Origin of the sequence: Streptomyces sp. NPDC012769, from assembly GCF_042901205.1 — a bacterium.
GTDB lineage: Bacteria > Actinomycetota > Actinomycetes > Streptomycetales > Streptomycetaceae > Streptomyces.
On the sequence record NZ_JBIBCP010000005.1, the window covers coordinates 498051 to 520595 of the forward strand.

At 71.9% G+C, this 22545-nt stretch carries 23 protein-coding genes and 1 pseudogene; 8 read left to right on the top strand and 16 right to left on the bottom strand.

Annotated features, from left to right (window positions below; translation table 11 throughout):
* Nucleotides 1-43: 43 nt before the first annotated feature.
* Nucleotides 44-952 (bottom strand): ABC transporter substrate-binding protein, encoded by a 909-nt coding sequence (locus ACFY7C_RS27520; protein WP_389655311.1) that lies wholly within the window; start codon nt 950-952, stop codon nt 44-46.
* Between the two features lie 270 nt (nt 953-1222).
* Here ACFY7C_RS27520 and ACFY7C_RS27525 point away from each other — a divergent pair, with 270 nt between their 5' ends.
* The 4 genes from ACFY7C_RS27525 (at nt 1223) to ACFY7C_RS27540 (ending at nt 5830) form a co-directional block, all read left to right on the top strand.
* Entirely contained in the window at nt 1223-2494 is a 1272-nt protein-coding gene (locus ACFY7C_RS27525) for an aspartate kinase (protein ID WP_389655313.1), read from the top strand.
* Between the two features lie 24 nt (nt 2495-2518).
* A complete protein-coding gene (locus ACFY7C_RS27530) occupies nt 2519-3616 on the top strand; it encodes an aspartate-semialdehyde dehydrogenase (protein ID WP_389655315.1) in 1098 nt (365 codons plus the stop codon).
* A 400-nt stretch (nt 3617-4016) separates the two neighbouring features.
* On the top strand, nt 4017-4604 hold the full coding sequence (locus ACFY7C_RS27535; RefSeq protein ID WP_389655680.1) for a SigE family RNA polymerase sigma factor: 588 nt from the start codon (nt 4017-4019) through the stop codon (nt 4602-4604).
* Nucleotides 4601-5830: a hypothetical protein gene (locus ACFY7C_RS27540; RefSeq protein ID WP_389655317.1), complete on the top strand. Its 1230-nt coding sequence runs from the start codon at nt 4601-4603 to the stop codon at nt 5828-5830. The genes ACFY7C_RS27535 and ACFY7C_RS27540 overlap by 4 nt, the downstream gene beginning before the upstream one ends.
* Before the next feature lie 122 nt (nt 5831-5952).
* Here the strand turns inward: ACFY7C_RS27540 and ACFY7C_RS27545 are convergent, their stop codons facing one another.
* The 3 genes from ACFY7C_RS27545 to ACFY7C_RS27555 form a co-directional block, all read right to left on the bottom strand.
* The gene (locus ACFY7C_RS27545) at nt 5953-6693 is read right to left on the bottom strand and encodes an SURF1 family protein (RefSeq protein WP_389655319.1); all 741 of its coding nucleotides are present in this window, start codon (nt 6691-6693) and stop codon (nt 5953-5955) included.
* Nucleotides 6694-6716: 23 nt separating this feature from the next.
* The gene (locus tag ACFY7C_RS27550; RefSeq protein WP_389655321.1) at nt 6717-8681 is read right to left on the bottom strand and encodes a prolyl oligopeptidase family serine peptidase; all 1965 of its coding nucleotides are present in this window, start codon (nt 8679-8681) and stop codon (nt 6717-6719) included.
* Between the two features lie 111 nt (nt 8682-8792).
* Entirely contained in the window at nt 8793-9170 is a 378-nt protein-coding gene (locus ACFY7C_RS27555; RefSeq protein WP_389655323.1) for a hypothetical protein, read from the bottom strand.
* Nucleotides 9171-9202: 32 nt separating this feature from the next.
* On the opposite strand from ACFY7C_RS27555, the gene ACFY7C_RS27560 reads away from it, so the two are divergent.
* From ACFY7C_RS27560 to ACFY7C_RS27570, 3 genes are all read left to right on the top strand, one after another.
* Entirely contained in the window at nt 9203-9370 is a 168-nt protein-coding gene (locus ACFY7C_RS27560) for a hypothetical protein (RefSeq protein ID WP_389655325.1), read from the top strand.
* Nucleotides 9371-9463: 93 nt separating this feature from the next.
* Nucleotides 9464-10477 carry a YdcF family protein gene (locus ACFY7C_RS27565; protein ID WP_389655327.1) on the top strand — a complete coding sequence of 338 codons (1014 nt, stop codon included), beginning with the start codon at nt 9464-9466 and terminating at the stop codon, nt 10475-10477.
* A 231-nt stretch (nt 10478-10708) separates the two neighbouring features.
* Nucleotides 10709-10990: a hypothetical protein gene (locus ACFY7C_RS27570; RefSeq protein WP_389655329.1), complete on the top strand. Its 282-nt coding sequence runs from the start codon at nt 10709-10711 to the stop codon at nt 10988-10990.
* A gap of 4 nt (nt 10991-10994) precedes the next feature.
* On the opposite strand, the gene ACFY7C_RS27575 is transcribed toward ACFY7C_RS27570, so the two are convergent.
* From ACFY7C_RS27575 to ACFY7C_RS27590, 4 genes are all read right to left on the bottom strand, one after another.
* Nucleotides 10995-12173, bottom strand: a complete 1179-nt coding sequence (locus ACFY7C_RS27575) for a protein kinase (RefSeq protein WP_389655331.1) — start codon at nt 12171-12173, stop codon at nt 10995-10997.
* Between the two features lie 149 nt (nt 12174-12322).
* Nucleotides 12323-12766 carry an RNHCP domain-containing protein gene (locus ACFY7C_RS27580; RefSeq protein ID WP_389655333.1) on the bottom strand — a complete coding sequence of 148 codons (444 nt, stop codon included), beginning with the start codon at nt 12764-12766 and terminating at the stop codon, nt 12323-12325.
* 2 nt (nt 12767-12768) lie between these two features.
* Entirely contained in the window at nt 12769-13155 is a 387-nt protein-coding gene (locus ACFY7C_RS27585; protein WP_389655335.1) for an RNHCP domain-containing protein, read from the bottom strand.
* A 238-nt stretch (nt 13156-13393) separates the two neighbouring features.
* Nucleotides 13394-13897, bottom strand: coding sequence for a GNAT family N-acetyltransferase (locus ACFY7C_RS27590; protein WP_389655337.1), 504 nt, complete (start codon nt 13895-13897; stop codon nt 13394-13396).
* Nucleotides 13898-14098: 201 nt separating this feature from the next.
* Here ACFY7C_RS27590 and ACFY7C_RS27595 point away from each other — a divergent pair, with 201 nt between their 5' ends.
* Entirely contained in the window at nt 14099-15109 is a 1011-nt protein-coding gene (locus ACFY7C_RS27595; RefSeq protein ID WP_389655339.1) for a hypothetical protein, read from the top strand.
* Nucleotides 15110-15291: 182 nt separating this feature from the next.
* Here ACFY7C_RS27595 and ACFY7C_RS27600 read toward each other — a convergent pair whose 3' ends face one another.
* From ACFY7C_RS27600 to ACFY7C_RS27635, 8 genes and pseudogenes are all read right to left on the bottom strand, one after another.
* Nucleotides 15292-16161 carry an alpha/beta fold hydrolase gene (locus tag ACFY7C_RS27600; RefSeq protein WP_389655341.1) on the bottom strand — a complete coding sequence of 290 codons (870 nt, stop codon included), beginning with the start codon at nt 16159-16161 and terminating at the stop codon, nt 15292-15294.
* An 8-nt stretch (nt 16162-16169) separates the two neighbouring features.
* The gene (locus ACFY7C_RS27605; RefSeq protein WP_389655681.1) at nt 16170-16919 is read right to left on the bottom strand and encodes an SAM-dependent methyltransferase; all 750 of its coding nucleotides are present in this window, start codon (nt 16917-16919) and stop codon (nt 16170-16172) included.
* A 12-nt stretch (nt 16920-16931) separates the two neighbouring features.
* A pseudogene (locus ACFY7C_RS27610) lies at nt 16932-18143 on the bottom strand (glycosyltransferase); the annotation flags it as partial.
* 113 nt (nt 18144-18256) lie between these two features.
* Nucleotides 18257-19057 carry a VOC family protein gene (locus ACFY7C_RS27615; RefSeq protein WP_389655343.1) on the bottom strand — a complete coding sequence of 267 codons (801 nt, stop codon included), beginning with the start codon at nt 19055-19057 and terminating at the stop codon, nt 18257-18259.
* A 215-nt stretch (nt 19058-19272) separates the two neighbouring features.
* Nucleotides 19273-20274 carry a GNAT family N-acetyltransferase gene (locus tag ACFY7C_RS27620; RefSeq protein WP_389655345.1) on the bottom strand — a complete coding sequence of 334 codons (1002 nt, stop codon included), beginning with the start codon at nt 20272-20274 and terminating at the stop codon, nt 19273-19275.
* A gap of 340 nt (nt 20275-20614) precedes the next feature.
* Nucleotides 20615-21631, bottom strand: coding sequence for a helix-turn-helix domain-containing protein (locus ACFY7C_RS27625; protein ID WP_389655347.1), 1017 nt, complete (start codon nt 21629-21631; stop codon nt 20615-20617).
* 190 nt (nt 21632-21821) lie between these two features.
* Nucleotides 21822-22133, bottom strand: coding sequence for an SCO5918 family protein (locus tag ACFY7C_RS27630; protein ID WP_389655349.1), 312 nt, complete (start codon nt 22131-22133; stop codon nt 21822-21824).
* A 49-nt stretch (nt 22134-22182) separates the two neighbouring features.
* Nucleotides 22183-22491, bottom strand: coding sequence for a CBS domain-containing protein (locus ACFY7C_RS27635; RefSeq protein WP_389655351.1), 309 nt, complete (start codon nt 22489-22491; stop codon nt 22183-22185).
* Between the last annotated feature and the right edge of the window lie 54 nt (nt 22492-22545).

Genomic DNA, 22545 nt, shown 5'->3' on the forward strand with positions numbered 1-22545 from the left:
GGCTTCCCGGGCTCCGGTGGCGTGGCCTCCTTGGCGAGGGTCGTCACTTCAGCACCGGCGCGCCCGCCGCGTCGGACAGCCACCGCTTCTCGATGGCGGCGAGGGTGCCGTCCGCGCGCAGGGCGTCCACGGCCTGCGAGACGCAGGTGGTCAGCGAGGAGCCCTTGTCGAGGACGAGCCCGAACTGCTCCTTGGCGGCGCCGCCCGCGGTCTCGAACTGGCCGACGACCTTGGCCTCGGGGACCTCGGCGCCGGTGATGTAGAACGCGGTGGGCAGGTCCACGACGATCGCGTCGACCTGGCCGTTCTTCAGGGCGGCCTTGGCGAGGTCGTTCTTCTGGAAGACCGACGGCTGCTGCTGTGGCCTGATCTGGTCCTTGATCACGTCCAGGCTGGTCGTGCCGACCTGCGCGCCCAGCTTGGCGCCCTTGAGCTCGGCGAGGGTGGTCGCCTCGGCCGCCTTGGAGTCCTTGAGCGCGATGACGGCCTGGCGGACGTCGTAGTAGCCGGAGGACAGGTCCACAGCCTTGCGGCGGTCCTCGTTGATGGAGACCTGGTTGATGTCGAAGTCGAAGGTCTTCTCGCCGGGGGCGAAGGCGTTGTTGAAGGCGACCTTCTGCCAGACGACGTCTCCCTTGGCGAAGCCGAGCTTCTGGGCGACCGCGTACGCGACGGCGGACTCGTAGCCCTTGCCGTTGGCCGGGTCGTCGTCCTGGAACCAGGGGGCGTAGGCGGGCGTGTCGGTGCCGACGGTCAGCTTCCCCCGGGCCTTGGTGGCGAGCGTGTCCGCTGCGCAGGACGCGGGCTTGCCGGCGGCCGAGGCGGATCCGGACGCGGCCCCGGAGGGGCCGGAGCCGCCGCCGTTCTCGGGCTGCGGCGCGCAGCCGGACACGGCGAGGGCGACGAGCGCGGAGGCCGCGGCTGTGGCGGCGAGGGGAGACGGATGACGCATGGCGGGAGATTCGCACCCGGGAAGGGAAGGTGTCCAGGTCACGCGCGTGTGGTCTCGGATGGCGGACGTTTGTGAAGGGCGTGTTTCGCCCCTCCGGTGCTGGTCGGCCGGGGTGCCCGGTCCTGGTCGGACGGGTCGCCGCCCCCTCCGCGTATCCGATCTGCGAGCAGTGAATCTCACCATGCGATATCACGGTGGTGTTTTTCAGTCGCTCGTTAGACTGAACCGACCGCAGTGCCAGCTGTGGCAAGGACTGAGCGAGGAGCGCACGTGGGCCTTGTCGTGCAGAAGTACGGAGGCTCCTCCGTTGCCGATGCCGAAGGCATCAAGCGCGTCGCCAAGCGGATCGTGGATGCCAAGAGGAACGGCCACCAGGTGGTCGTCGTGGTTTCCGCGATGGGCGACACGACGGACGAGTTGATCGATCTCGCCGAGCAGGTATCCCCGATCCCTGCCGGGCGTGAATTCGACATGCTGCTGACCGCCGGAGAGCGGATCTCCATGGCCCTGCTGGCCATGGCGATCAAAAACCTGGGCCACGAGGCCCAGTCGTTCACGGGCAGCCAGGCGGGTGTCATCACCGACTCCGTCCACAACAAAGCGCGCATCATCGATGTCACGCCGGGCCGCATCCGCACCGCGCTCGACGAGGGCAACATCGCCATCGTCGCCGGCTTCCAGGGTGTGTCGCAGGACAAGAAGGACATCACCACGCTCGGCCGCGGCGGCTCCGACACGACCGCCGTCGCCCTGGCCGCCGCGCTCGACGCCGAGGTCTGCGAGATCTACACGGACGTCGACGGCGTCTTCACCGCCGACCCGCGCGTGGTGAAGAAGGCGAAGAAGATCGACTGGATCTCCTTCGAGGACATGCTGGAGCTCGCCGCCTCCGGCTCCAAGGTGCTGCTGCACCGGTGCGTCGAGTACGCACGCCGCTACAACATCCCGATCCACGTCCGCTCCTCCTTCTCGGGGCTCCAGGGCACGTGGGTCAGCAACGAACCGACAGGGGACTCCAAGGTGGAGCAGGCCATCATCTCCGGTGTCGCCCACGACACCTCCGAGGCGAAGATCACCGTCGTCGGCGTGCCGGACAAGCCGGGCGAGGCCGCGGCGATCTTCCGGGCCGTCGCGGACGCCGAGATCAACATCGACATGATCGTGCAGAACGTGTCGGCGGCCTCCACCGGTCTGACGGACATCTCCTTCACCCTCCCCAAGGCCGAGGGCCGCAAGGCCATCGACGCCCTGGAGAAGGCGAAGGGCGCGATCGGCTTCGACTCGCTGCGCTACGACGACCAGATCGGCAAGATCTCCCTGGTCGGCGCCGGTATGAAGACCAACCCGGGCGTCACCGCGGACTTCTTCCGCGCGCTGTCCGACGCGGGCGTCAACATCGAGCTGATCTCCACGTCCGAGATCCGCATCTCGGTCGTCACCCGCGCCGACGACGTCAACGAGGCCGTGCGCGCCGTCCACACCGCCTTCGGTCTGGACAGCGACTCCGACGAGGCCGTCGTCTACGGCGGCACCGGTCGCTGACCTCGTCATGACACGGGTGACACCTTGACGAGCGCCAAGCCGACGCTCGCGGTCGTGGGAGCGACCGGGGCCGTCGGCGCGGTGCTGCTCCAGACGCTCACGCACCACGCGGACGTCTGGGGCGAGATCCGTCTCCTCGCCTCCCCCCGCTCGGCCGGCCGCAAGCTCGCCGTACGGGGGGAGGAGTGCGAGGTCCTCGCCCTCACCGAGGAAGCCCTCGACGGCGTCGACCTGGCCCTCTTCCTCGTGCCCGAGGCCGTGGCGGCGCGGTGGGCGCCGATCGCCGCCGCCAAGGGCGCGGTGGTCGTGGACACCTCGACGGCGTTCCGGGCCGACCCGGACGTGCCGCTGGTGGTGCCCGAGATCAATCCGCACGCCGTACGGGTACGGCCGCGCGGCATCGTCGCGAGCCCCGGCTGCTCCACCCTGGCGCTGATCGTCGCCGTGGGAGCCCTGCACGCCGAGTTCGGGCTCACCGAGCTCGTCGTCACCGCCCAGCAGGCCGCCAGCGCCGCCGGAAGCCCGGGCACGGAGGCCCTGCGCCGGCAGCTGGCCCTGGTCGCCGGCAGCGAGCTCGGCACCCACCCCGGAGACGTACGGCGGGCGGTCGGCGACCACACCGGCCCCTTCCCCGGACCGCTCGCCCTCAACGTGCTGCCCTGGTCGGGCGCGCTCGCGGCGGACGGCTGGTCCTCGGAGGAGCTGGGCATCCGTGACGAGACCCGCAGGATCCTGGACCTGCCGGGACTCCGGGTCGCGGCCACCTGTGTCCGGGTCCCCGTCGTGACCGGGCACTCCGCCTCCGTGCACGCCCGCTTCGAGCGGCCGGTCACCGTGGCGCGCGCCCACGAGATCCTGGCGACCTCGCCGGGTGTGGTGCTGTACGACGATCCCGGCACGGGTGACTTCCCGACGCCGGCGGACGTGGTGGGCACCGACCCGACGTGGGTCGGGCGGGTGCGGCGGTCGATGGACGACGAGCGGGCCCTGGAGTTCTTCGTGTGCGGGGACAACCTGCGCAAGGGCGCCGCGCTGAACGCCGTACAGATCGCCGAGCGCATCGTGGGACAGAGCGCGGGGTCGGGTGTGGGGGACGGCTTGGGGCAGGCCCTTCGTCCGTAGTTCCCCCGGGTGTCCGGAAATCGGCCACGCCGCACCGGTCATCTTTGTAGGCTCTGTGAAGGCCTTGTGAGCAAATCGGCGTCGGATGCCTCTTGATCAGGTCAGATGTCCTGGACGACGATGCTCTTCCCTCCCTCTGCAACCAGCGGTCGGGCGGGAGCGTCTTCGCGGGCACCCAGGAGCATGTGACGTGGAGCACGCCGCACCAGCGGGGCATCGGGGGAGAACGGGTACGCATGAGGGCAAACCACGCACCGTCAAAAACGGTGGCGTACGCGTACAACCCTGACGGGGGGAAGCGTGTCCAACAGGCGTGGCAGAGGTACTCGACATCGCGGCGGTCATCCCGTTGCACAGCACCGCGGTGCGCCCGCTCAGGCGGCCGCGCCCGGTCAGCGGCATGCCGGTGATCGCGCCGATGCCCATCAGGACCCGTCCGACCGCCGTGAGCGGCATTCCGGCGCCCCGCGAGGGCGCTGACGACGCGATGGCTGCCGGTACCACCGTCGACCACCTCACCGAGACCTACCGCGCCCACTACCGCTCGCTGCTCGGCCTCGCCGCGCTGCTCCTCGACGACACCGCCTCCTGCGAGGACGTCGTGCAGGAGGCCTTCATCCGCGTCCACTCGGCGCGCAACCGGGTGCGCGACCCCGAGAAGACCCTGGCCTATCTGCGGCAGACCGTCGTCAACCTCTCGCGCTCGGCGCTGCGTCGGCGCATCCTCGGCCTCAAGCTGCTCTCCAAGCCCATGCCCGACATGGCCAGCGCCGAGGAAGGCGCGTACGACCAGCTGGAGCGGGACGCGCTGATCAAGGCCATGCGCGGGCTCCAGCGGCGGCAGCGCGAGGTCCTGGTGCTGCGATACTTCGCGGACATGACCGAGGCGCAGGTCGCCGAGACCCTCGGGATCTCGCTCGGCTCGGTCAAGGCCTACGGCTCGCGCGGCATCGCGGCCCTGCGGATCGCCATGGAGGCCACGTCATGAGCGGGCCACTGGGCGAGCGCGACGAGCCGGACGCGGGGGGCGTGGAGCCTGCCGTGCGGGACGCGCGGGAGGCACAAGGCGGGCAGGACGGGCCTGCGGCGCGGGACGAGCACGACGAGCACGGCCGGGGCGATCGGCGCGATCAGCGCGTTCGGCACGGCGACGACCGGGACGACCTGAGTGGACGCGGGATGGTGAACGAAGCGCCGGAGAACGGCACGCCCGACGAGCTGGCGCTGCGGCGGCTGCTCCAGGGCGCGGTGGCCGGTCTCGAACCCACGGAGGGCGCGCTCGACCACCTCCGCCGTGCCGTGCCCGCCCGCCGTGCCCGCAAGCGGCAGGCGGTGGTCGGCATGGCGGCCGCGATCGTCCTCGTCGGCACCGCCGTACCGGCCCTCGTGCACGTGGCCTCGTCCGGCGGGATCTCCGCCGACCAGCCGGTCAACGCCGGCCACGGCGAGCAGGCCCAGGGCGGCACGGGCACCGAGACCGGCATCGAGGGCGGCCAGCACAGCGCCCTCCCGCCGTCCGGCACCGCACAGCCCAGCCAGGGCGGGGCCGAGGGGGCCGGCAAGCCGACCGCGTCGGCCGAGGACCCCGGCGGCGGCGCGGACGGCGACAGCACCGCCCCCTCCGGCTCCTCGGACACCCGGCCGGCCTGCGAGGCCGACCAGCTCGCCGTCAGCTCCGTGCACACGGGCGCGCCCGACTCCACGGGGAAGGTCTACGGCACCTTCCGCATCGCCAACGTCTCCGGCCGGGACTGTCTGGTCGGCGGCGACGGCCGGGTCGGCTTCGCGGCCCGGGGCGCGGCCGACCAGTCGAAGATCGCGGTCGTCGAGCACACCTCCGGCGACGCCGCCAGCGGCCTGCCCGACCCCTCGCAGGAGTCGCACCCGCTGCTGCTGACCCCGGACAACGCGTACGAGGTGCGCTTCGCCTGGGTCCCCAGCGAGACCTGCCCCACGACGGGCCCCAACCCGACGCCGACCCCGACTCCGACGCCGGACGGCGGCTCGTCGTCGAGCGGCGGCGCCACCGGCTCGACCGGCACGAGCCCGGACGAGAACACGGTCTCCACCCAGCTCGCGACGGACGGCGTCCCGGCGGACGGCAGCGTCGAGGTGACCCACACCGCCGAACCGGGCGGCCCGGTGGCGGCGGCGACCATCCCCAACGCCTGCGCGGGCACGATCTACCGGACCGGGGTCCTGGACGCCTCCTGACCCCTCCTGCCGCCTGAGCGGTCGGTGGCTACGCGGTCGGGCGCTGAGTCCGGGCGCCCCGGCCGGCCGCCCGGGAGGCGCTGACGGCGTTGCGACCCTGGAGCTTTGCCAGGGCGGAGCCCCTAGAGCCCGAGGGCTGCGTCCCGGGAGGCCTCCGCCTCCCGGCGGAACAGGCGGAACCACATGAAGACCACGAAGCCGGCGAAGACGAACCACTCGGCCGTGTAGCCCAGGTTCTGGAACGCCTTCACGTCCAGGCCCGTGCCCGCGGCGGCCGTCGCCGGCACCGGGGTGAGCCCGGCGGGGGAGTCCGTCAGGGTGATCCAGGCGTCGTAGACGTCGTCCGACACCACGTTCACCAGGGACGCGGCGCTGATCATGCCGAGCTGACCCTCCGGCAGTCCGCCGGCCGCGCGGACCCCCTTCGTACCCGGATTCTCCGAGGCTTGGAGCGCACCCGTCACCGTGACGTCGCCGACCGGCGGGGCCGGAGCCCGGCCGCCCGACGGCAGCCAGCCCCGGACCACGGGCAGCGCCTTGCCGCCGTCCGTCTTCAGGAGGGTCAGCACGTACGAGCCGGAGCGGCCGTCCAGATCACGGTCCGGGACCAGGAACTGCTCCCCGTACCGCCCGCTCGCCCGCGCGATCCGGCCCGAGGTCTCCTTGTCCACCGGCAGCAGCGCGTCCAGCGCCTCCGCCGACCGGGTCGCCGGATCGGGCCGCCGCTCCGCCTCCCGGTGGGAGTCGACGCGGTCCTCGAACTTGCCCATCTGCCAGGTCCCCATGAACAGGCAGAACGGGATGGCGAGGAGGACGAAGACGTTGATCCCCCACCAGCGGGGCGTTCTCAGGAACCGGTACACGCTCCCACGGTACGCAAGGCCGCTCAGCCCACCTCCTTCCGGGTCCCCTTGGTCCCCCTGGTCCCCGCGCTCGCGCCGGTGCCCCGCGTCCCCAGGTGACGGGCGGCGAAGTCCAGGTCCAGGGCGACCTGCTTGATCCGCTCGTCGACCACCAGCGAGCCGTGCCCCGCGTCGTACCGGTACACCTCGTGCACCGCGCCGCGGGCGGCGAGCCGGTTCACGTAGTTGTCGATCTGGCGGATCGGGCAGCGCGGGTCGTTGACTCCGGCCGAGATGTGCAGCGGAGCCTTCACCGCGTCCACGTACGTCAGCGGCGAGGAGGCCGCGAACCGCTCCGGGACCTCCTCGGGCGAGCCGCCGAGCAGGGTGCGGTCGAGGGCCTTCAGGGCCTCCATCTCGTCCTCGTACGCCGTCACGTAGTCGGCGACCGGCACGGCGGCGAGGCCGACCGACCAGGCGTCCGGCTGGGTGCCGACGCCGAGCAGGGTGAGATAGCCGCCCCACGAGCCGCCGGCCAGGACCAGCCGCTCCGGGTCGGCGAGGCCGCTGTCCACCGCCCACTCACGGACCGCGGCGATGTCCTCCAGCTCGATCAGGCCGACCCGGTGCTTGAGCGCGTCCGTCCACTCCCGGCCGTAGCCGGTGGAGCCGCGGTAGTTCACCCGCACCACCGCATAGCCGTGGTCGACCCAGGCGGCGGGGCCGGAGGCGAAGGCGTCGCTGTCATGCCATGCCGGGCCGCCGTGCACCTCGAAGACGGTCGGGAACGGGCCCTCGCCCTCCGCCGGGCGTTGCACCAGCGCGTGCACCCGCCCGCCGGGTCCCTCCACCCACACGTCCTCCACCGGCACGGATCCTGGCGCCTTCGGGCCCGGCGGGTCGAGCACGACCGAGCCGTCCGTGGACCGCACCACCGGCGGATGGGCGGCCGACGACCACAGGTACTCCACGGAGCCGTCGGGCCGGGCCGTCGCACTCGACACCGACCCGGCCGGTGTCTCCACCCGGACCAGGGCGCCGGTGGCGATCTCGTACCGCCACAGCTCGCTGCGGGCCTCGAAGCTGTGCACGATCAGCAGCCCCGAACCGTCCGGATACCACTCGGCCGACACGTCGCCCGGCAGGTCGAGCCGCAGGTCGGTCTCCTTGCCCGTGGCCACGTCCCACAGCATCGGCTCCCAGCGGCCGCGCCGCTGGTGCCCCACGAGGAGCAGCGTGTCCCCGGCCACCGGGGCGAAGCCGAGGACGCTCAGGCCCAGCTCCTCCGTACCGCCCTTGGTGTCGTCGAGCTCCGCCACCACCGAGGCGTCCGCCGCGCGCAGGACCCGGATCGCCGAGTGCATCGCGTCGCCGTGCTCGGTGTGCTCGACGGCGATCAGGGTCGAGTCGAACGACAGGTCGCCCACCCCGGCCGACTGCCGGTGCCGGTAGATCTCCACCGGCGCGTCGGCACCCGACCGCAGCAGGTGCACGGTCGACCCGTCCTCGTCCGTCGACCGGCCCACCACGACCGTGCCGTCGCGGCCGATGGCGAGCCCCGCGGGATAGGAGGGCGCCAGCCCCGGCACGGCGGCCTCGTCCGCACCGCCCTCGAACGGCTGGCGCATCCACACGCCGAACTCGTCGCCGTCGGTGTCGTTGAACCACCAGATCCACCGGCCGTCCGGGCTCAGCGTGCCGTCCGTCGTCCCGTTCGGCCGGTCGGTGACCTGCCGCTGCCCGCCGGTCGCCCGGTCCCACGCGTACAGCTCGTACGTCCCCGTCGCGTTCGACACGAACAGCGAGCGGTCCGGGGCCTCCTCCGCCCACTCCGGCAGCGAGATCCGCGGCGCGCGGAACCGCTGCTCCCAGAGCGGCGCGTCCGCGAACTTCTCGAACGCGGTGCCGCTGCTCGCCGCCGTGTCGCCGTCCGCCGCCGTGCTCGCGTCCCCCGTCGTCGCGTCCGCCGTGCCGCGGTCCGCCGTGTGGTCGTCCTTGCTCTCAGTCATGAAGCCATCATGCTCCGCGCGCCCGACAATTCGTCCGCCGCGCCCCCAACCTGTGGATAACTCCCGGCCAGTGCCCGGACCCGGCGGACCCTTCGGACCCGGCGGACCCGCTCAGCGGAAACGATCCGGCACGCGGAGCGGACGCCGGATGTCCGGCCGTACGTGATGCATCCGCCGCCCGTCCGGGCCGAGGACCCGCGCGCCCGCCTTGTGGATGCGCAGCGACAGCGACGTCCCGGTGATCCGTATCGACGGCGCCGCCCGCTCCATCCCCGTCGTGATCTCGTGCAGCTCGCCGACCGAGCGCAGCCACGCCCCGATCGCCAGGTTGTGCCCGCCGGTCACCGACGTGACCAGCCGGGTCTGCCGCAGCCCGGCCAGGGCGGCGGCCGTCGCCGTCACCTCCAGCTGCGGCTCGGCAGCGTCACCGGGGCCGCCCGCGCCGCCGAAGTCCTCGCCCAGCGGAGGATCCTGCGCGCCGGACCGCACCCGCCGCCCATCTCCTCCGCGCGGTCGACCCGTTGCGCTCGACCGCATTCGGCGACGGCTACCGACTCGCCCCCTTCTGCTTCCCGGCGCGTGCGCGCACCGAGACCGTGCTGCGCGCGAAGCTCTCGTACGGCGCACTGCGCCGGGCGTACGAGGTGGGTGCGCGGCGCGGCCTGCACGCCCTAGCCGCCGAGCCGTGACCCTCACTCCGTACCGCCCGGCCACCGGCCCCTTGCCGCCCAGCTCCCCGCGAACCAGGGCCGGTTGTCAGAGGTGATGTCTACGATGACGGCATGTTCGCCTACGTCGTGGCCGCCGTCTTCCTCGCCCTCTTCGGGGCCGGTGTGCTGCGCGACCGGCGGCGCTTCAGCAACGCGGTGTACCTCGGGCTGGCCGTCACCTTCCTCTGCCTCGGCCTGCTCGCCGGTCTCGCCGACGCCCCGCCCGGTGTCGCCGTCACGGCCACGGTCGTCGTGCTGCTCGTGCTCGCCCTCGGCCCGGTCGCCCTCGCCGGGCTGCTGTGTGCCAACGGCGTCAAGATGGTCCGCAAGGAGGGCAGACGCCCGTCCAACCTGCTGTCGCTGCTCGCCGGACTCGGCATCTTCGGCGTCATGGGCCTGATGGCCGCCGCCGTCGTCTCCCACTCGAAGACGCTCGCCATCGTCGTCGGCACCCTGCTCATGGTCCTCGGGTACGTCTCCTTCCTCTTCCTCTGCTTCATCGGTTACGCCTTCCTCTACGGCCGGATGCGCATCCGCCGTGACGCCGACTACGTGGTCGTCCTCGGCTCCGGCCTGATCGGCGGCCGCCGCGTACCGCCGCTGCTCGCGAGCCGTCTGGAGCGGGGCCGCCAGGTGTACGAGACGCTGGCCGAGCGCCGGGAGGTGGACCGGATCCCGGTGCTCCTCACGTCCGGCGGTCGCGGCCCCGACGAGGAGATACCCGAGTCGCACGCGATGGCCGACTACCTGGTGGAGCGCGGTTTCCCGGCCGACCGGATCGTGCGGGAGGACCGCTCGCGCACCACCGAGGAGAACATGCTCTTCAGCAAGGCCCTCATGGAGGCGGAGCGGCCCGGCGCCGAGTGCGTGATCGTCACCAACAACTTCCACGCCTTCCGAGCCGCCCTGATGGCTCGCAAGGCCGGCGTGAACGGCCAGGTGGTGGGCTCGCCCACCGCCGCGTACTTCTGGCCGAGCGCGACCATGCGCGAGTTCGCGGCGGTCTTCCTGGAGTACCGGGCGGTGAACCTGGGCATCTGCCTGGCCCTGGTCCTGATGGGCTGCCTCGCGTACGTCCTGGCGTGACGGGACCGCACCGACGGACCGCACCGACGACCGCCCCGACGGATCGTCCCCGAGTACCACCGCGGAGTGCTCCCACGTGTCGGACATCCGGCGGCGCCCTACGCTGAAGGAGACGCCGGGCGCGGAACGAGGACGGCGTGCGGAGCCGGACAGAGGCGCCGCCGCGCGGCGGCGCCAGGCAGCGAGCGCAGGTGCGGAGGCCGGTCAGCCCGAAGGCCCGGAGGCGACGTCATGAGAGCGCGACACCACTTCCATATCGACTACCGGGGCCACTCGGTCAGCGCCACCATCCAGACCGGCCACAAACCGGTCGTCGAGGTCCTCGTCGACGGCAAGGAGACGGGCCACGCCACGACCCACGCCGACCGCCCGGCCACCGTCCAGGTCGAGCTGCCGACGGATCCGCCGACTCCGGTGACCATCCGCGCGACCCCGGGCCCGGGCATGCCGCGCTGTCTGCTGATCGGCCCGGAGGACCAGGAGGGCCATGTGATGGCCCCCCGCGCCTATTGAGAGGTCAGCTGAGCCAGGCCATCCCGATGAGGAGGAAGACGACGAAGGCGACAGCCCCGGCGACGGCGGCGGTCCTGCGCGGTCGGCGGCGCGAGATCGCGGCCAGCGGGTTCTCGGCGGGCGGCTGGGTTCGCCGGCCCCGCGACGCGGCGGGCCCGGGCGCGCCCACGGGCACGGGCCCGCGCGACGGTCTGCCCTGCGGTCTGCCCTGGGGTATGCCCTGAGGTATGCCGCCCTGGGAAACGCCGGGCGGGGCGGCGTGCGGGGTGGTGTGCGCGCCGGCGTGAGGAGCGGCGTGCGGGGCGGTGTGGGGGGCCTGGGGAATCCCCTGGTGCACCGGCTGCGGTACGGCGTGGGGCAGCGGCATGGGCCGGTCCCGCCAGGCCCCGGACGCGAACCAGTCGGCGATGGTCTGTGCTCCGGGCCGCTGCTCCGGCTGCTTGGCGAGCAGTGTGAGCAGGAACCCCTCGAACGCGGCCGGTATCGGCACCCCGAGCTGCCGCGGCGGCGCCGGCGGGGTGTCGATGTGCTGGTACAGCAGCGCGGTCGCGGTGTCGGCGCGGAACGGCGGCTGCCCGGTGAGCAGTTGGTAGAGCACGCAGCCGAGCGAGTACACGTCGGACGCGGGCGAGGCGGGCTGTCCGAGGGCCCGCTCGGGTGCGAGGTAGAGCCCCGTACCCACGATCTGTCCGGTGGTGGTGAGCCCGGCGGAGGGGTCGTCGACGAAGCGGGCGATGCCGAAGTCCGCGAGCTTGACCGTGCCGTCGGCGTCCATCAGCAGGTTGCCCGGCTTGATGTCCCGGTGCACCACGCCCTGCCGGTGGGCCGCGGCGAGGCCGGCCGCCGCGTGCGCGGCCACCGTCGCGACCTGTTCGGCGGACAGTGCTGTCGGACGGGTCCGGTCGCCGGCCAGGCTGTCCCCGTCCACCAACTCCATGACGAGGTACAGCTTTCCGTCCCACGTGCCGAAGTCGAAGACGCCGACCACATGCGGGTGGCTCAGCCGCGCCGCGGTCTGCGCCTCCATCCGGAACCGGTCGGCCGCCGAGGGGTCGTGGTCATGGCCCAGCATCAGCTTCACGGCCACGTCGCGGCCGAGCACCTCGTCGGTCGCCCGCCACACCTCGCCCATGCCGCCACGCCCGACACACACTTGGAGCCGATATCGGTCCGCGACCAGCACCTGAAGACCCACCCTTCCCTTGGACGCCTCATCGTAGAGCGGTTTTTGAAGGGTTATCGCGGCGGGCCGGGCGGTGACCGGCCCGCCGCGGCCCGCCCACTTGGCACGGAGAAGCCTTCGGCTCCTCCGTCCGGACAAGCTCTCCGCCGCTACGGCGAGATCGTCCCCGCACGCCCGGCGAACCCCGAGTCGCTCAGCGGCCGCAGCGCGAGACGCACCAGGGCCAGCGGGTTGTCGTCCCCGGCGATGCGGTTGGCGCTGAGTTCCTCGCAGGACAGACACCGGTGGATGATGAGCCACTCGCCGTCCGGTCGCACCGCCATGCCGTACGCCTCCATCCGCCCCCGGCACTCCGAGGCGCGGTCGCCGGGCACGCGCCCGTCGACATGGCGGCTGGCGAGGCAGGTGGGGCAGTGGTTGCGATGGGCGGTGCCGGGGGCGTCCACGGACACGTCGAGTCGGCACCCCACACAACGGAAGGCCCGCTCCCGATGCCCGTCGCCCTGGTGCAGGACGTCCTTCTGCCGCTGCCGCCGCCGCTCCTGCCGTCGTTCGTTCCCTCGTTCGTCCGGTCGTCCCGTGCGTCGGGGCATGTTCACACCGCCCCGACCGCGAACGCGAACGCTTCGAGCGGGAACGGCGGCTGCGCCAGGGGCCGTACGGCCATGCGCATCACCACGAGCTGGTTGTCGTCCCCGTTCACGGGACGGTCGCTCAGCGCGTCACAACGTACGCAGCGATGGATCACCCTCCAGTCGCCGTCCCTCGGCACGGCGACGGCGATCGGAGTCATCCGCGCGTCGCACGAGGGAGTGTCGTGCCGCGCGTGCAGACAGGACGGACAGTGCCCGCGCCGGCCGCCGTCGGGCGGGTACGCGGACGCGACCGCACCGCACCAGCCGCAGGCGAAGTCGCCCGCTGAAGGTTCGGTGTCGGTGTAGCGGTGATTCGAAAGAGGGTCGTGGCTGGTGGTGTGGGACACCCGGTGCTCCTTGCCGGAAGCCGAAAGACGGATCACGAAGGCAAGAGCAGGCCGAGCGGCCTCGACGGAGGACGCGGTCGCGTGACTACGCGAGCGGACGAGGCGCGCTCGGCGCGGTCCGGAACATCAAGACACTCCCATCGGGACACGCATGCCCCACGAACACCAGGGCCGACGGTCGACCCAACCCGACGCTAACAACCCCGCCCCACCCCCGCCACGGCTTTTCCCACCCACCTCAGGGCAACGAGCGGGTCAGCCACGCCACTTCACCGTTCTCCTCCATGGACACGCGATCCCGCTCGAACCCGAGCTTCTCGAGAACACGGAGCGACGGCCCGTTCCACGTGCCGACGGTCGACCAGAGCCTCTTCCGCCCCGTGGCCCCGGCCGCTTCGAGCACCGCGCCGGCCGCCTCCGTGGCGTAACCGCGCCCGTGCGCGTGCTGGAACAGCTCGTACGCGATCTCGGGCTCCTCCAAGGTGGCGCGGCCGATGATCAGCCCGCAATAGCCGATGAAGTCGCCCTCCTCCTTGCGCTGGATGGGCAGCAAGGCGATCCCCGTGTCCTCCGTCGCCGTGAGCAGCTCCGCGATGGCCTTCCGGATGCGCTCGACCGGAGGCTTCCCCTTGCCACGCTCGGCGAGAAGAGCACAGAAATCTTCGGCGTCCGACTCGTCCCACGGCCGCAGTATCAGCCGCTCGGTCTCCAGGTGGTACGTCATCGTCCCGTAGGTAGCCATGCTCCTACTCTGCCGCAGAGCGTCCAAGGCTCCCTAGGGGTTCAGCACCGTGCCGGTGTTCGCGCATCGGGCATACGTTTTCTGCACAAGCGGAATCATGATTCGGCCGGAAATCATCGCATTAGCTGACTCTGCGTCGGGGAGAGATGAGCGGTCATCACTGGCAGTGAAGGGAGGGTTTGCATGCGGTGGAGGGTCGAGGTGGCCAAGGCGCTCAGCCAACTCGAGGCCGTGCGAGGCGCACTTGAGGATCCTGCGACGGGTCTGAGCGCGCTGTACGTGACGGTGGACCAAACGCGCCAGAAGGTCCTTGAATCCGTGGCGCAGGGGACGATGGGACTGCGCGAGGAGAATCGCGAGCTTCGGAGGCGGCAAGAGCGGATGCTCACCGACCTGGCGGAGACACGCGGCAGTCTGGACGCCCTGAGTCGGCGGCTGGAAGAGAGCACGCAGGCGGTACCGCTGGTGCAGCCCCAGGCGGTGGGGCCCCTGGCCGCCGGCGCCCCGGCCACCGCCGAGCCCGTTGCGCAGGGGCCCGCTGAACCGGGCCCGGCCCAGCCCGAGGCGCCCGCCGAGCCGACCGAGCCCGCCGAGCCCGCCGAGCCGGCCAAGCCGGCCGAGACCGCCGAGCCGGCCGAACGATCCGATGAGAAGGAACCCCACGTGCTCGAAGAAATCCGCATCGCCCACGGTCACGGGGCCCTGGCAGCGAAGCAGGTCACCGGGCCACGCCTGACGCCGGTCGCGGAGCCGTCCCAGGAGCCCGCTCGTACCGGCCAGGAGGACCAGCGCGCGCATTTCCAGCGGCTCCTGTCGGCTGCGTCGATCGCGTCCGCGACGCTGATCTGTCACCGGGAGACGTGGGACTTCATCGCCGAGCAGATCAGCGGACACACTCACTTCCGGCTCCCTGAGCGGATCGACGACGCGGATGACGGCCGGATCGAGACGTACCTGTCGGGAAGGTCTCTGCTCGCCGTGCTGACCACCATGCGGAAGGTGGCCCGGGAACACGAGGCCGGCGGAACGTCGCCCGATGACGGATACGAGGATCTGGCCACGTGGGCACTGGCCGCGGCGGTCTACAACAGGACGGCACATGCGGTCGACCGCGTGACGCATCGGGCCGAGAAGGAGAGCGGCCCCGCGTTGATCGTCCTCGACGACAGGAGCGGGCCCCCGACCGCAGCGGACGGCGCTGCCGCTGCCTGACCGCCCCCAAGCACCGGATCCCCAAGCCCGGCACGGGGGCCGGGTGACGGCCTGGGCGAAGGCCGTCACCCGGTAGCGGCGTCCGGTTTCAGCGCCGGTGGCGGTCGTGGGTGCGCCCTGGTCGGGCGTCCTCGCTCCTTGTCCGTCCTCCCGTCACTGCCGAGGCGCTCATGCCAGTCCGATCACGCCTGGGCGGACGGAGCCGGAAGCGTGGCGAGGTCGGCCAGGACTCGGGCGGCCGGCGCCGGGTCGACCAGCCACTTCAGGTGGCTGCCTTCGAGGGTGCGGACGTCGTACGGGTTGTCCGGCGTCAGCTCGTTGCCTTCGCGGATCAGCCGGTCCTGCAGGGCGAGGGGCAGGCTCGCGTCGTCGGCCAGGCGTATGTAGGTCTTCGGGATGCGGCCCCAGGTGGCGGCCTGCGCCCGGTCGGCGGAGCCACCCACGTCCAGGTTCTCATCGGGCTGGAAGGTGTTGAGGAAGGTGAGGAACTGCTCGTCCGTGCCGTCGGCGAGGAAGGCCGCCTTGAGCGCCGAGAGCGAGTCCGGATCCGCGGTGCGGAAGTTGACGCGGAGCAGGCCGAGCTCGGCGGGGTTTCCGGCCAGCGCCGAGGCGAAGGCGGCGGGATCGACCGTGGTCATCTCCGGTTCGGCGTAGTAGTCGTTGACGTCGAGGTCGACCGGGCACCAGGCCGAGACGTAGACGACGCGGTCGATCAGATCCGGACGCGCGTTGGCCACGGCCGTGACGGTGACGCCGCCGCGACTGTGGGCGACGAGGATCACCGGGCCGTTCCGCTTGGCCCGTTCGAGGATCCCGATCAGGTGCGCGGCGTTGTCGGCGAGCGTCACGCCCTTGATCGAGCCGGGCGCGGTGGCGAGCGCCTCGGGGTCCTGCGGCGACTGGTAGGCGCGGGTGAAGGTCGCCTGGAAGCCGTGGCCGGGCAGGTCGACGGCGACCGAGCGGTGCCCGAGGAGGCCGAGTTCGGCCTGGAGGGGCGCGAAGGAGAAGGAGTTCGCGAAGGCTCCGTGGACCAGAACGAACGTGGGTCGCATCTGTGTCCTCACTTTCCGGGGGTCACGGGCGTCTGACGCAGGACCAGGCAGAGGAATCCGAAGCTGTCCCGGTACCCGTGCAGCCACTGCGAACGCTGAGCGCCGGCCGTCTCCAGCACCTGGGCGCCGGCCGGATCGGCAGCATGGTCAAGGCCCCAGTCGGCCAGCGAGCCCCAGCAGGCCCACTCGTAGGCGTCCAGCTCACCGCGGGTGCTGACATGGCCGTGGACAGGCGTCCATCCGTCGGCGACGACGCGGTCCACCGTGGTCGCCAGGTCGTCGAGGTCACCGAACGCCTCGACGGCCGCCGGTGAAGGGGCGCGGTCCCAGAACGACTCACCGATCAGGACGCGTCCGCCAGGGGCCAGGTGCTTGCGGGCCGCCGCGAGGGTGGGGAGGAGACCGCCGAAGGCGTGCGTGGCGCCGACGCTGATCACCAGGTCGAACGGCTGCTCGGAGACGAAGTCCGCGGCTTCCTGGTGATGGAGGACCAGGCGCTCCTCGACCCCGGACTCGCTCGCTGCCCGACGGGCCCGGGTCAGCGCGACCTCGGAGACGTCGACGCCCTCGGCGTGCAGGCGCGGGCGGGTCGCCAGGGCGCGCAGAAGCCATTCCGCGGTGCCGCATCCGAGGTCGAGCACGCGCTCGTCGCCGCTCGGGAGGGCACGTTCGAGCAGCGTGGCCACCGACTCGTCGTCGAGCGGGGACTTGATCGGGTGGTGGACGTGCGCGATGTCGGAGATCTGTTCGCGGCTCACCGGCGCGGCGGGCGCCGGGTCGAGGAGCAGCTTCGCGGCGATTGCCGTCCCGTCGCCCCGGACCGTGCCCGCGATGGCCTTCGCCCGGGCCGCGGTCTCGGGAGCCAGCGCCGTGCTGAGCGCGGCTGACAGGGAGTCGAAGGTCGGGACCGGGCCGTCGTGAGCCGCGCCGATGCCCAGTTCGGCCACCCGGGCCGCCCAGTGCGGCTGGTCCACGAACTGCGGCACCACGACCTGCGGTGCGCCGGCCCGGGCGGCCGTCGTCGTCGTGCCCGCGCCACCGTGGTGGACGACGGCGGCCACCCGTGGGAAGAGTGCCTGGTGGTTGACGTCGCCGACGGCGAAGCAGTCGTCCGCGTCGTCGACCAGACCCAGCTCGGCCCAGCCGCTCGAGACGAGTACGCGCCGGCCCTGCGCGCGGACCGCCTCGACGGTCACCCGGGCGACGTCCGTGGCGGCGCGCATCGGCATGCTGCCGAAGCCCACGAACACCGGCGGCGTGCCGGCGTCCAGGAACGCCTCCAGGTCGGCCGGCAGCGGGCGCTCGTCCGGCAGGATCCACGCGCCGGTCTGCACGAGGTCGAGGTCCGTCAGATCCTGCCACGGCCCCAGGACCGGGTCCGCCGCCAGCCAGGGCCGGTCGCCGAAGACGTGGTCGCGGACGTTGTCCACCGGCGGCAGCCCGATCTCCGCCCGGTGGGCGTTGAGCGGCGCGAGGTACAGCGCGTTCACCTTCTGGACGTCCAGATCCCACAGCGCCCGCGTGTCGGTCATGTCGATGCCGTCGGTCGCGATCGCCGGGCCCGGCCGGGACGACGGCGCGTAGTGCGTCGACGGCATCTCGAACGGATGGAAGCAGGCGTAGACGTAGCGGATGCCCAGCTTCTCGGCCACCGACCGGGCGCCCGCCGGCATCAGGCCGGTCGCCACCAGCACGTCGCAGCCCTCGGCAGCCTTGGCGACGGTGTCGAAGTGCCCGGCGACCAGCTCGGCCGCGAACTCGGTGGCGAAGCCGGGCGATGGCGGCGCGCCGGTCACCAGCGGCCGTACCTGTCGGCCGAGCGGCACGTGCTCCACGCCGACACCGGCCAGCAGCTGGGCGAACTCCTCGTCGGGAGGGGCGCACACCCGTACCTCCGCGCCGAGCTTCCGCAGCTGTGCCGCGAGGGCGGTCGGCGGCATGATGTCGCCGCGTGACCCATAGGCCGTGATCAGCACACGCATTTCGTCATTCCCGTTTCTGTGGATTCCGACCTCGGCCGGCGGTGGTGCGGGGCGGTTCCGGCTCGTGCCGGGGGCCGCCGGTGGACGAGCTCTCGCGTTGCCGTGGTTCGCGGTCACCGAGCCCACGGAAGCTCGCGGGTGCCTTCGGTGCCGGGCACGGAGGCGACTCCGTCGGAGCGCATCGAGACGTGGGCCTCGGCCCGTTCCGGAGCGTGGATCCGGCGGACGAGGGTCGGCGGCAGGATCAGGCTCTGGCCGGCCTGCGCCCTCTCGGTACGGTCGCCGCAGGTCACTTCCAAGGTGCCTGCTGTGACCGTCCAGACCTGCTCGCGGCTGATGGAATGCTCGGGTCCGGTCGTGCCGGCTTCCATCACGACCGTCCAGGTGCTGAGTTCGGCGCTGCCGCGGCTGGGGGCGGCGAGGCCGGTCATGGTGGCGTTCGGGGAGACGGTGACGTCGTCGGCCGAGGGGGTGACCACCCGTACGGCGGTGCTCTCGTTCCCGTCCCCGCTGTCGCTTCCCGCCGTGCCGGAGTCGGGGGCGGCCCATTCGACGAGCTGGACGACGACCCCGTTGGGGTCCGTCATCTGGAACAGCCGCTCGCCCCAGGGCTCTTCCCGCAGGGGCATGGTGATGGGGGCGCCCGCCGCGCGGAGACGGGCCTCCTCCGCGGCGAGGTCGGTGACCGTGAGCGCGACGATCAGCCCGCCCGCTTCCCGGTCTCGCTGCTCGGCGGGAAGGACGTCGGTCCCCTTGCGGAGCAGTACGAGGCCGACGGCGGCGTCCTCGCGGGTGAGCGAGCAGAAGCCGTCGTCAGCCATGGCCACCTCGTAGCCGAGGTGGGTGCGAAAGAAGTCACGGGAGGCGTCGACGTCGACGACGGTCAGGGAGAGGGTGGAGGCGGATACGTGCATGACAGCTCCTGGGAAGGTGGGCGCTGCGGGCGAGTGGGGAGTGGGGGGTGTCTTGTCAGGCCGCAGCAGGGAGCGGCGCTGGTGCGTGCGATCGCAAGGCGGAGGAGGGCCCACGCGGTGGGGGCGCCTCCCGGGCGAAGACGTGGGGGAGTCGCGAGCTCGGCAAGATCGGCGAGACACCCCTAGGGTGCATGGGGGTAGGGCGCATACGGGGGTCAGCCCACGGGCACGTCGAGCTGGAACTCGCGGGTGCGCCGGTAGGATCGGAAACCCAGAGCGTGGTTCACCGCCAGCATGTGGACGTTGGCCTCGGCGCAGTCCGTCTCGATCTCGACGACACGGGGATGCTCGGCGCGCAGCCGGCGCACCATGGCCGTCTTGAGCCACAGCCCGAGGCCATGGCCGCGGTGCGCGGGCACGACCGCGGTGTCGTACTGCTGCGCCCGGGTCACCGCTCCCTGCGGGAGGAGGATCTCGGTGTATCCGGCCATGGCGCCGTCGTCGTGAACGGCGGCGAGGGTCAGCAGGGTGTCGCCGCGGTCGGCGATCACCTGGGCCATGGCCCGTACGCGGTCGGCGTCCCACTCCTCGGTGCCGTAGTCCAGGTCTCCGACAGGCATGTCGTTCATCGCGTTCTTGGCGGTGGCGAAGGCGGCGGCGAGGTCGTCGGGCACCGTCCCGGTCCAGCCCGTCAGCCGATAGCCGGGGTGCTCGGCCTCGGCGACCCGGAGAACGGTGGCCTCGTCCGACTGGTCAAGGCGCAGGATCAGATGGTTCAGGGCCAGTGCCTGACGGAAGTTCCGCCTTTCGCAGAAGGCTTCGCCCGGGCTGTCGGCCGCCACTTCGACGATCAGGCTGCGCCGGTCCTCGGCGCGGCAGGCCGCCACGACCTTCGACAGCAGAAGGGAGCCGGTGCCCAGGCGCCGGTACGCGGGGTCGACGTGGAGTTCCAGCTCGGCCAGGTGATCCCGGCCCGAGGAGGTGAACAGCCGCAGGCCCGCGACTCCGACCGGGCTGCCGTCCGGCCCGGTGGCCAGCCAGGTCAGCCGGTGGCTGTTCAGGCTGGGCTTGGTGAGCTGGGCCTGGATCCGCTCGGGGCTCGGAGGCGGTACGGCGGGCACGTCGTGGGCCATCGAGGCGGCGACGACCCGGTGCCATGCGTCGGCTTCGGTGACCGAGATGCTGTGGAGGGGAACGACGTGGACGTGCTCGGACAAGGCGATGTCTCCCGAGGTCGAGTTGTTCTGGTCTGTGGGGCGGAGGACCGCGGTGCTCGGAGAAGGCGTGCTACGCGCGCCTGGGAAACGCGCCGCACCGCCCACCGTGATCGGCCGGACAGGCCCGGCAGGTCCCCTGACGTTCAGGCGGTCCCTCAAAGACCACCGATCCGCGGCCGCCGACTACCCGAGAGAACGCAGCGAAACGAGCTAGTCCGTCGCACCTACCGGGACAGCCAGGCGAACTGACCTGCCGACACTTAACGTCACGAGAAGTTCCCCATCACACAGCCGGTGACAACCGGCCCACTACACGTCGAAGCCAGCGCTGAATCTAGGCTCAGGGAGTGCACGGTGGTGTGCATGGCGTGCGGGTTTTCTCAACACTGCGTGCAGCAAGGCTGGCCGCGCGGTGTTCGGTGGGGGAGGTGCCGTATGCGCCGCGGAAAGCGCGGCTGAACGCGGTGGCGCTGGCAAAGCCCCACCGGACCGCGATCGTCTGGACAGGCAGACCGCTCAGTTCCCGCCGCGCGAGGTCTGCGTGAGCGTGCTTGAGCCTGGCTTGGCGGATGTGCGCCGCCACGCTTGCGGGCTGCCCCCGGAAGAGGCCGTAGAGAGTGCGTAGGGAGATGCCGTGTCGATCGGCGACTGCCTGCGGGGTCAGGTCCGGGTCGCCAAGGTTGTTGTCGATGAAGCGGGTGATCCGTTGCAGCATCTCCTGCGCGCGTGCCTCGGCCGGCGCTTCGTCGGGATTGCCGAGTTGCCGCGCCAGGCACGCGGTGGCCAGGTCCAAGGCGACGGACCCCATCTGTGGGAGCTCCTCGGGACCACAGTTCGGGCCGTGACCGATAAGCGAATGCAGAAAGTCGGCGAGGATCGCTGCCGATCCCCCGCGTGCGCCTATGTCCTGTGCCAGGAGGCGGTCCACCCTGTCTGCGCGCAGAGACAAAGTGGAGCGGGGTATTTGCAGGACGATCGCCTCGACCTGCCCGTCTGCGGAAATTCCCTCGTTCTCCATCGGACGTGAGGTGTCCGTCAGCACCAGGCCGCCCCCGACCACCGACTCGTGGCCCCGCTGGGCGATCCTGAAGGCACCTCTGCTGACCAGCGCCAGCTGGAACTGCTCGGGATCACCGCGCCGGACATGGGCCGAAGTGCGTCGTGACAGCACTGGAGAGAAGGCGAACGAGGACAACCGCACGGCGCCGAGATCGAGGTCTGTGATCCGCGCACGGAAGTCGGCGGTGTGCCGGGTGCTGAGCGTGACAGGCATCAGATCGCTCGACACCGTCTCCGAGAACCACTCGAACCTGTCCGCCAACGGCACGTCAGCGGCTGACAACACCGACGCCTCCATACGACCCCCCAAGCTCTATGGAAAGGCAGCGATAGTTCTGTTGTGCGCCACCATGATCGATTATCAGCCACCGTTGCATGGCATTCGGTGGGGGAAGCTCTCCACCGACAGCCGAGAGGGCCCGACCGGCGGGTGCCGGTCGGGCCCTCTCGGCTGCCCGGGTGTCAGTAGCGCGTTCTGCCCCTGTGGTTCAGGCCGCCGTCGGGGCGCCGGGCAGCGCGGAGGCGTGCTGGAGACGGACGAGGCCGCGGACGGGCGCGGTGTTCCGAGGGAGGCTCCGGCAGGTGAAGCCGAGCTTGGTCATGGCCCGGACGACTTCACCGGCGCTGAAGTCGCGCCGGTCCTGGCGGGTGACGGCCTGGCCCACCTGCATGACGGGGTAGGTGCGACGGCCGATGATCACGGAATCGCCGACGACCTCCTCGGGCTTGACGCCCCGCATGGTCTCCAGGACACCGCTCTTGGTCAGGTCGAACGGGAAACGGGCGATGACACAGCGCACGATGCCTCACAGGGAGAGGAAGGGGAGGGAGCCGCCGTGGTGAGGCGGTTCACGCGATGACGAGGACGAGGACGGGCGCGGGAGCGTCCCGGGCGTCGTCCCGCTCGCCCATGACGGGCGGGGTGACGACCCGGGGACGTACCGTCCGCCCGGTCGTCGGAGCGGTGGCCGGGACGAGCGGCCCGCCGTCGCCGGAGAGATCGCGTAGCCGGAGCCGGTCGGTGGAGGCGGGGCTGTCGCGGACGCCGGTGAGCCGGGCCAGGGTGACCAGGCCGGTGCACCGGCCGTCGTCGTCGCGGATGAGCAGGTGTCCCGTGCGGGCTCCGGCCATGACGGCGAGGGCCACCTCGACGGTCATGTCGTCGCTGACCTGGGGTCCGGCCGTGCCTACGGGGTCGCCCCCCGTCCCGTG

Bases quoted from the DNA above. Each gene is read 5' to 3' on its own strand.
- ACFY7C_RS27520 (WP_389655311.1), bottom strand. From the start codon at position 952: ATGCGTCATCCGTCTCCCCTCGCCGCCACAGCCGCGGCCTCCGCGCTC.
- ACFY7C_RS27535 (WP_389655680.1), top strand. From the start codon at position 4,017: ATGCCGGTGATCGCGCCGATGCCCATCAGGACCCGTCCGACCGCCGTG.
- ACFY7C_RS27540 (WP_389655317.1), top strand. From the start codon at position 4,601: ATGAGCGGGCCACTGGGCGAGCGCGACGAGCCGGACGCGGGGGGCGTG.
- ACFY7C_RS27550 (WP_389655321.1), bottom strand. From the start codon at position 8,681: ATGACTGAGAGCAAGGACGACCACACGGCGGACCGCGGCACGGCGGAC.
- ACFY7C_RS27565 (WP_389655327.1), top strand. From the start codon at position 9,464: ATGTTCGCCTACGTCGTGGCCGCCGTCTTCCTCGCCCTCTTCGGGGCC.
- ACFY7C_RS27570 (WP_389655329.1), top strand. From the start codon at position 10,709: ATGAGAGCGCGACACCACTTCCATATCGACTACCGGGGCCACTCGGTC.
- ACFY7C_RS27580 (WP_389655333.1), bottom strand. From the start codon at position 12,766: ATGCCCCGACGCACGGGACGACCGGACGAACGAGGGAACGAACGACGG.
- ACFY7C_RS27590 (WP_389655337.1), bottom strand. From the start codon at position 13,897: ATGGCTACCTACGGGACGATGACGTACCACCTGGAGACCGAGCGGCTG.
- ACFY7C_RS27600 (WP_389655341.1), bottom strand. From the start codon at position 16,161: ATGCGACCCACGTTCGTTCTGGTCCACGGAGCCTTCGCGAACTCCTTC.
- ACFY7C_RS27615 (WP_389655343.1), bottom strand. From the start codon at position 19,057: ATGCACGTATCCGCCTCCACCCTCTCCCTGACCGTCGTCGACGTCGAC.
- ACFY7C_RS27625 (WP_389655347.1), bottom strand. From the start codon at position 21,631: ATGGAGGCGTCGGTGTTGTCAGCCGCTGACGTGCCGTTGGCGGACAGG.
- ACFY7C_RS27635 (WP_389655351.1), bottom strand. From the start codon at position 22,491: ATGACCGTCGAGGTGGCCCTCGCCGTCATGGCCGGAGCCCGCACGGGA.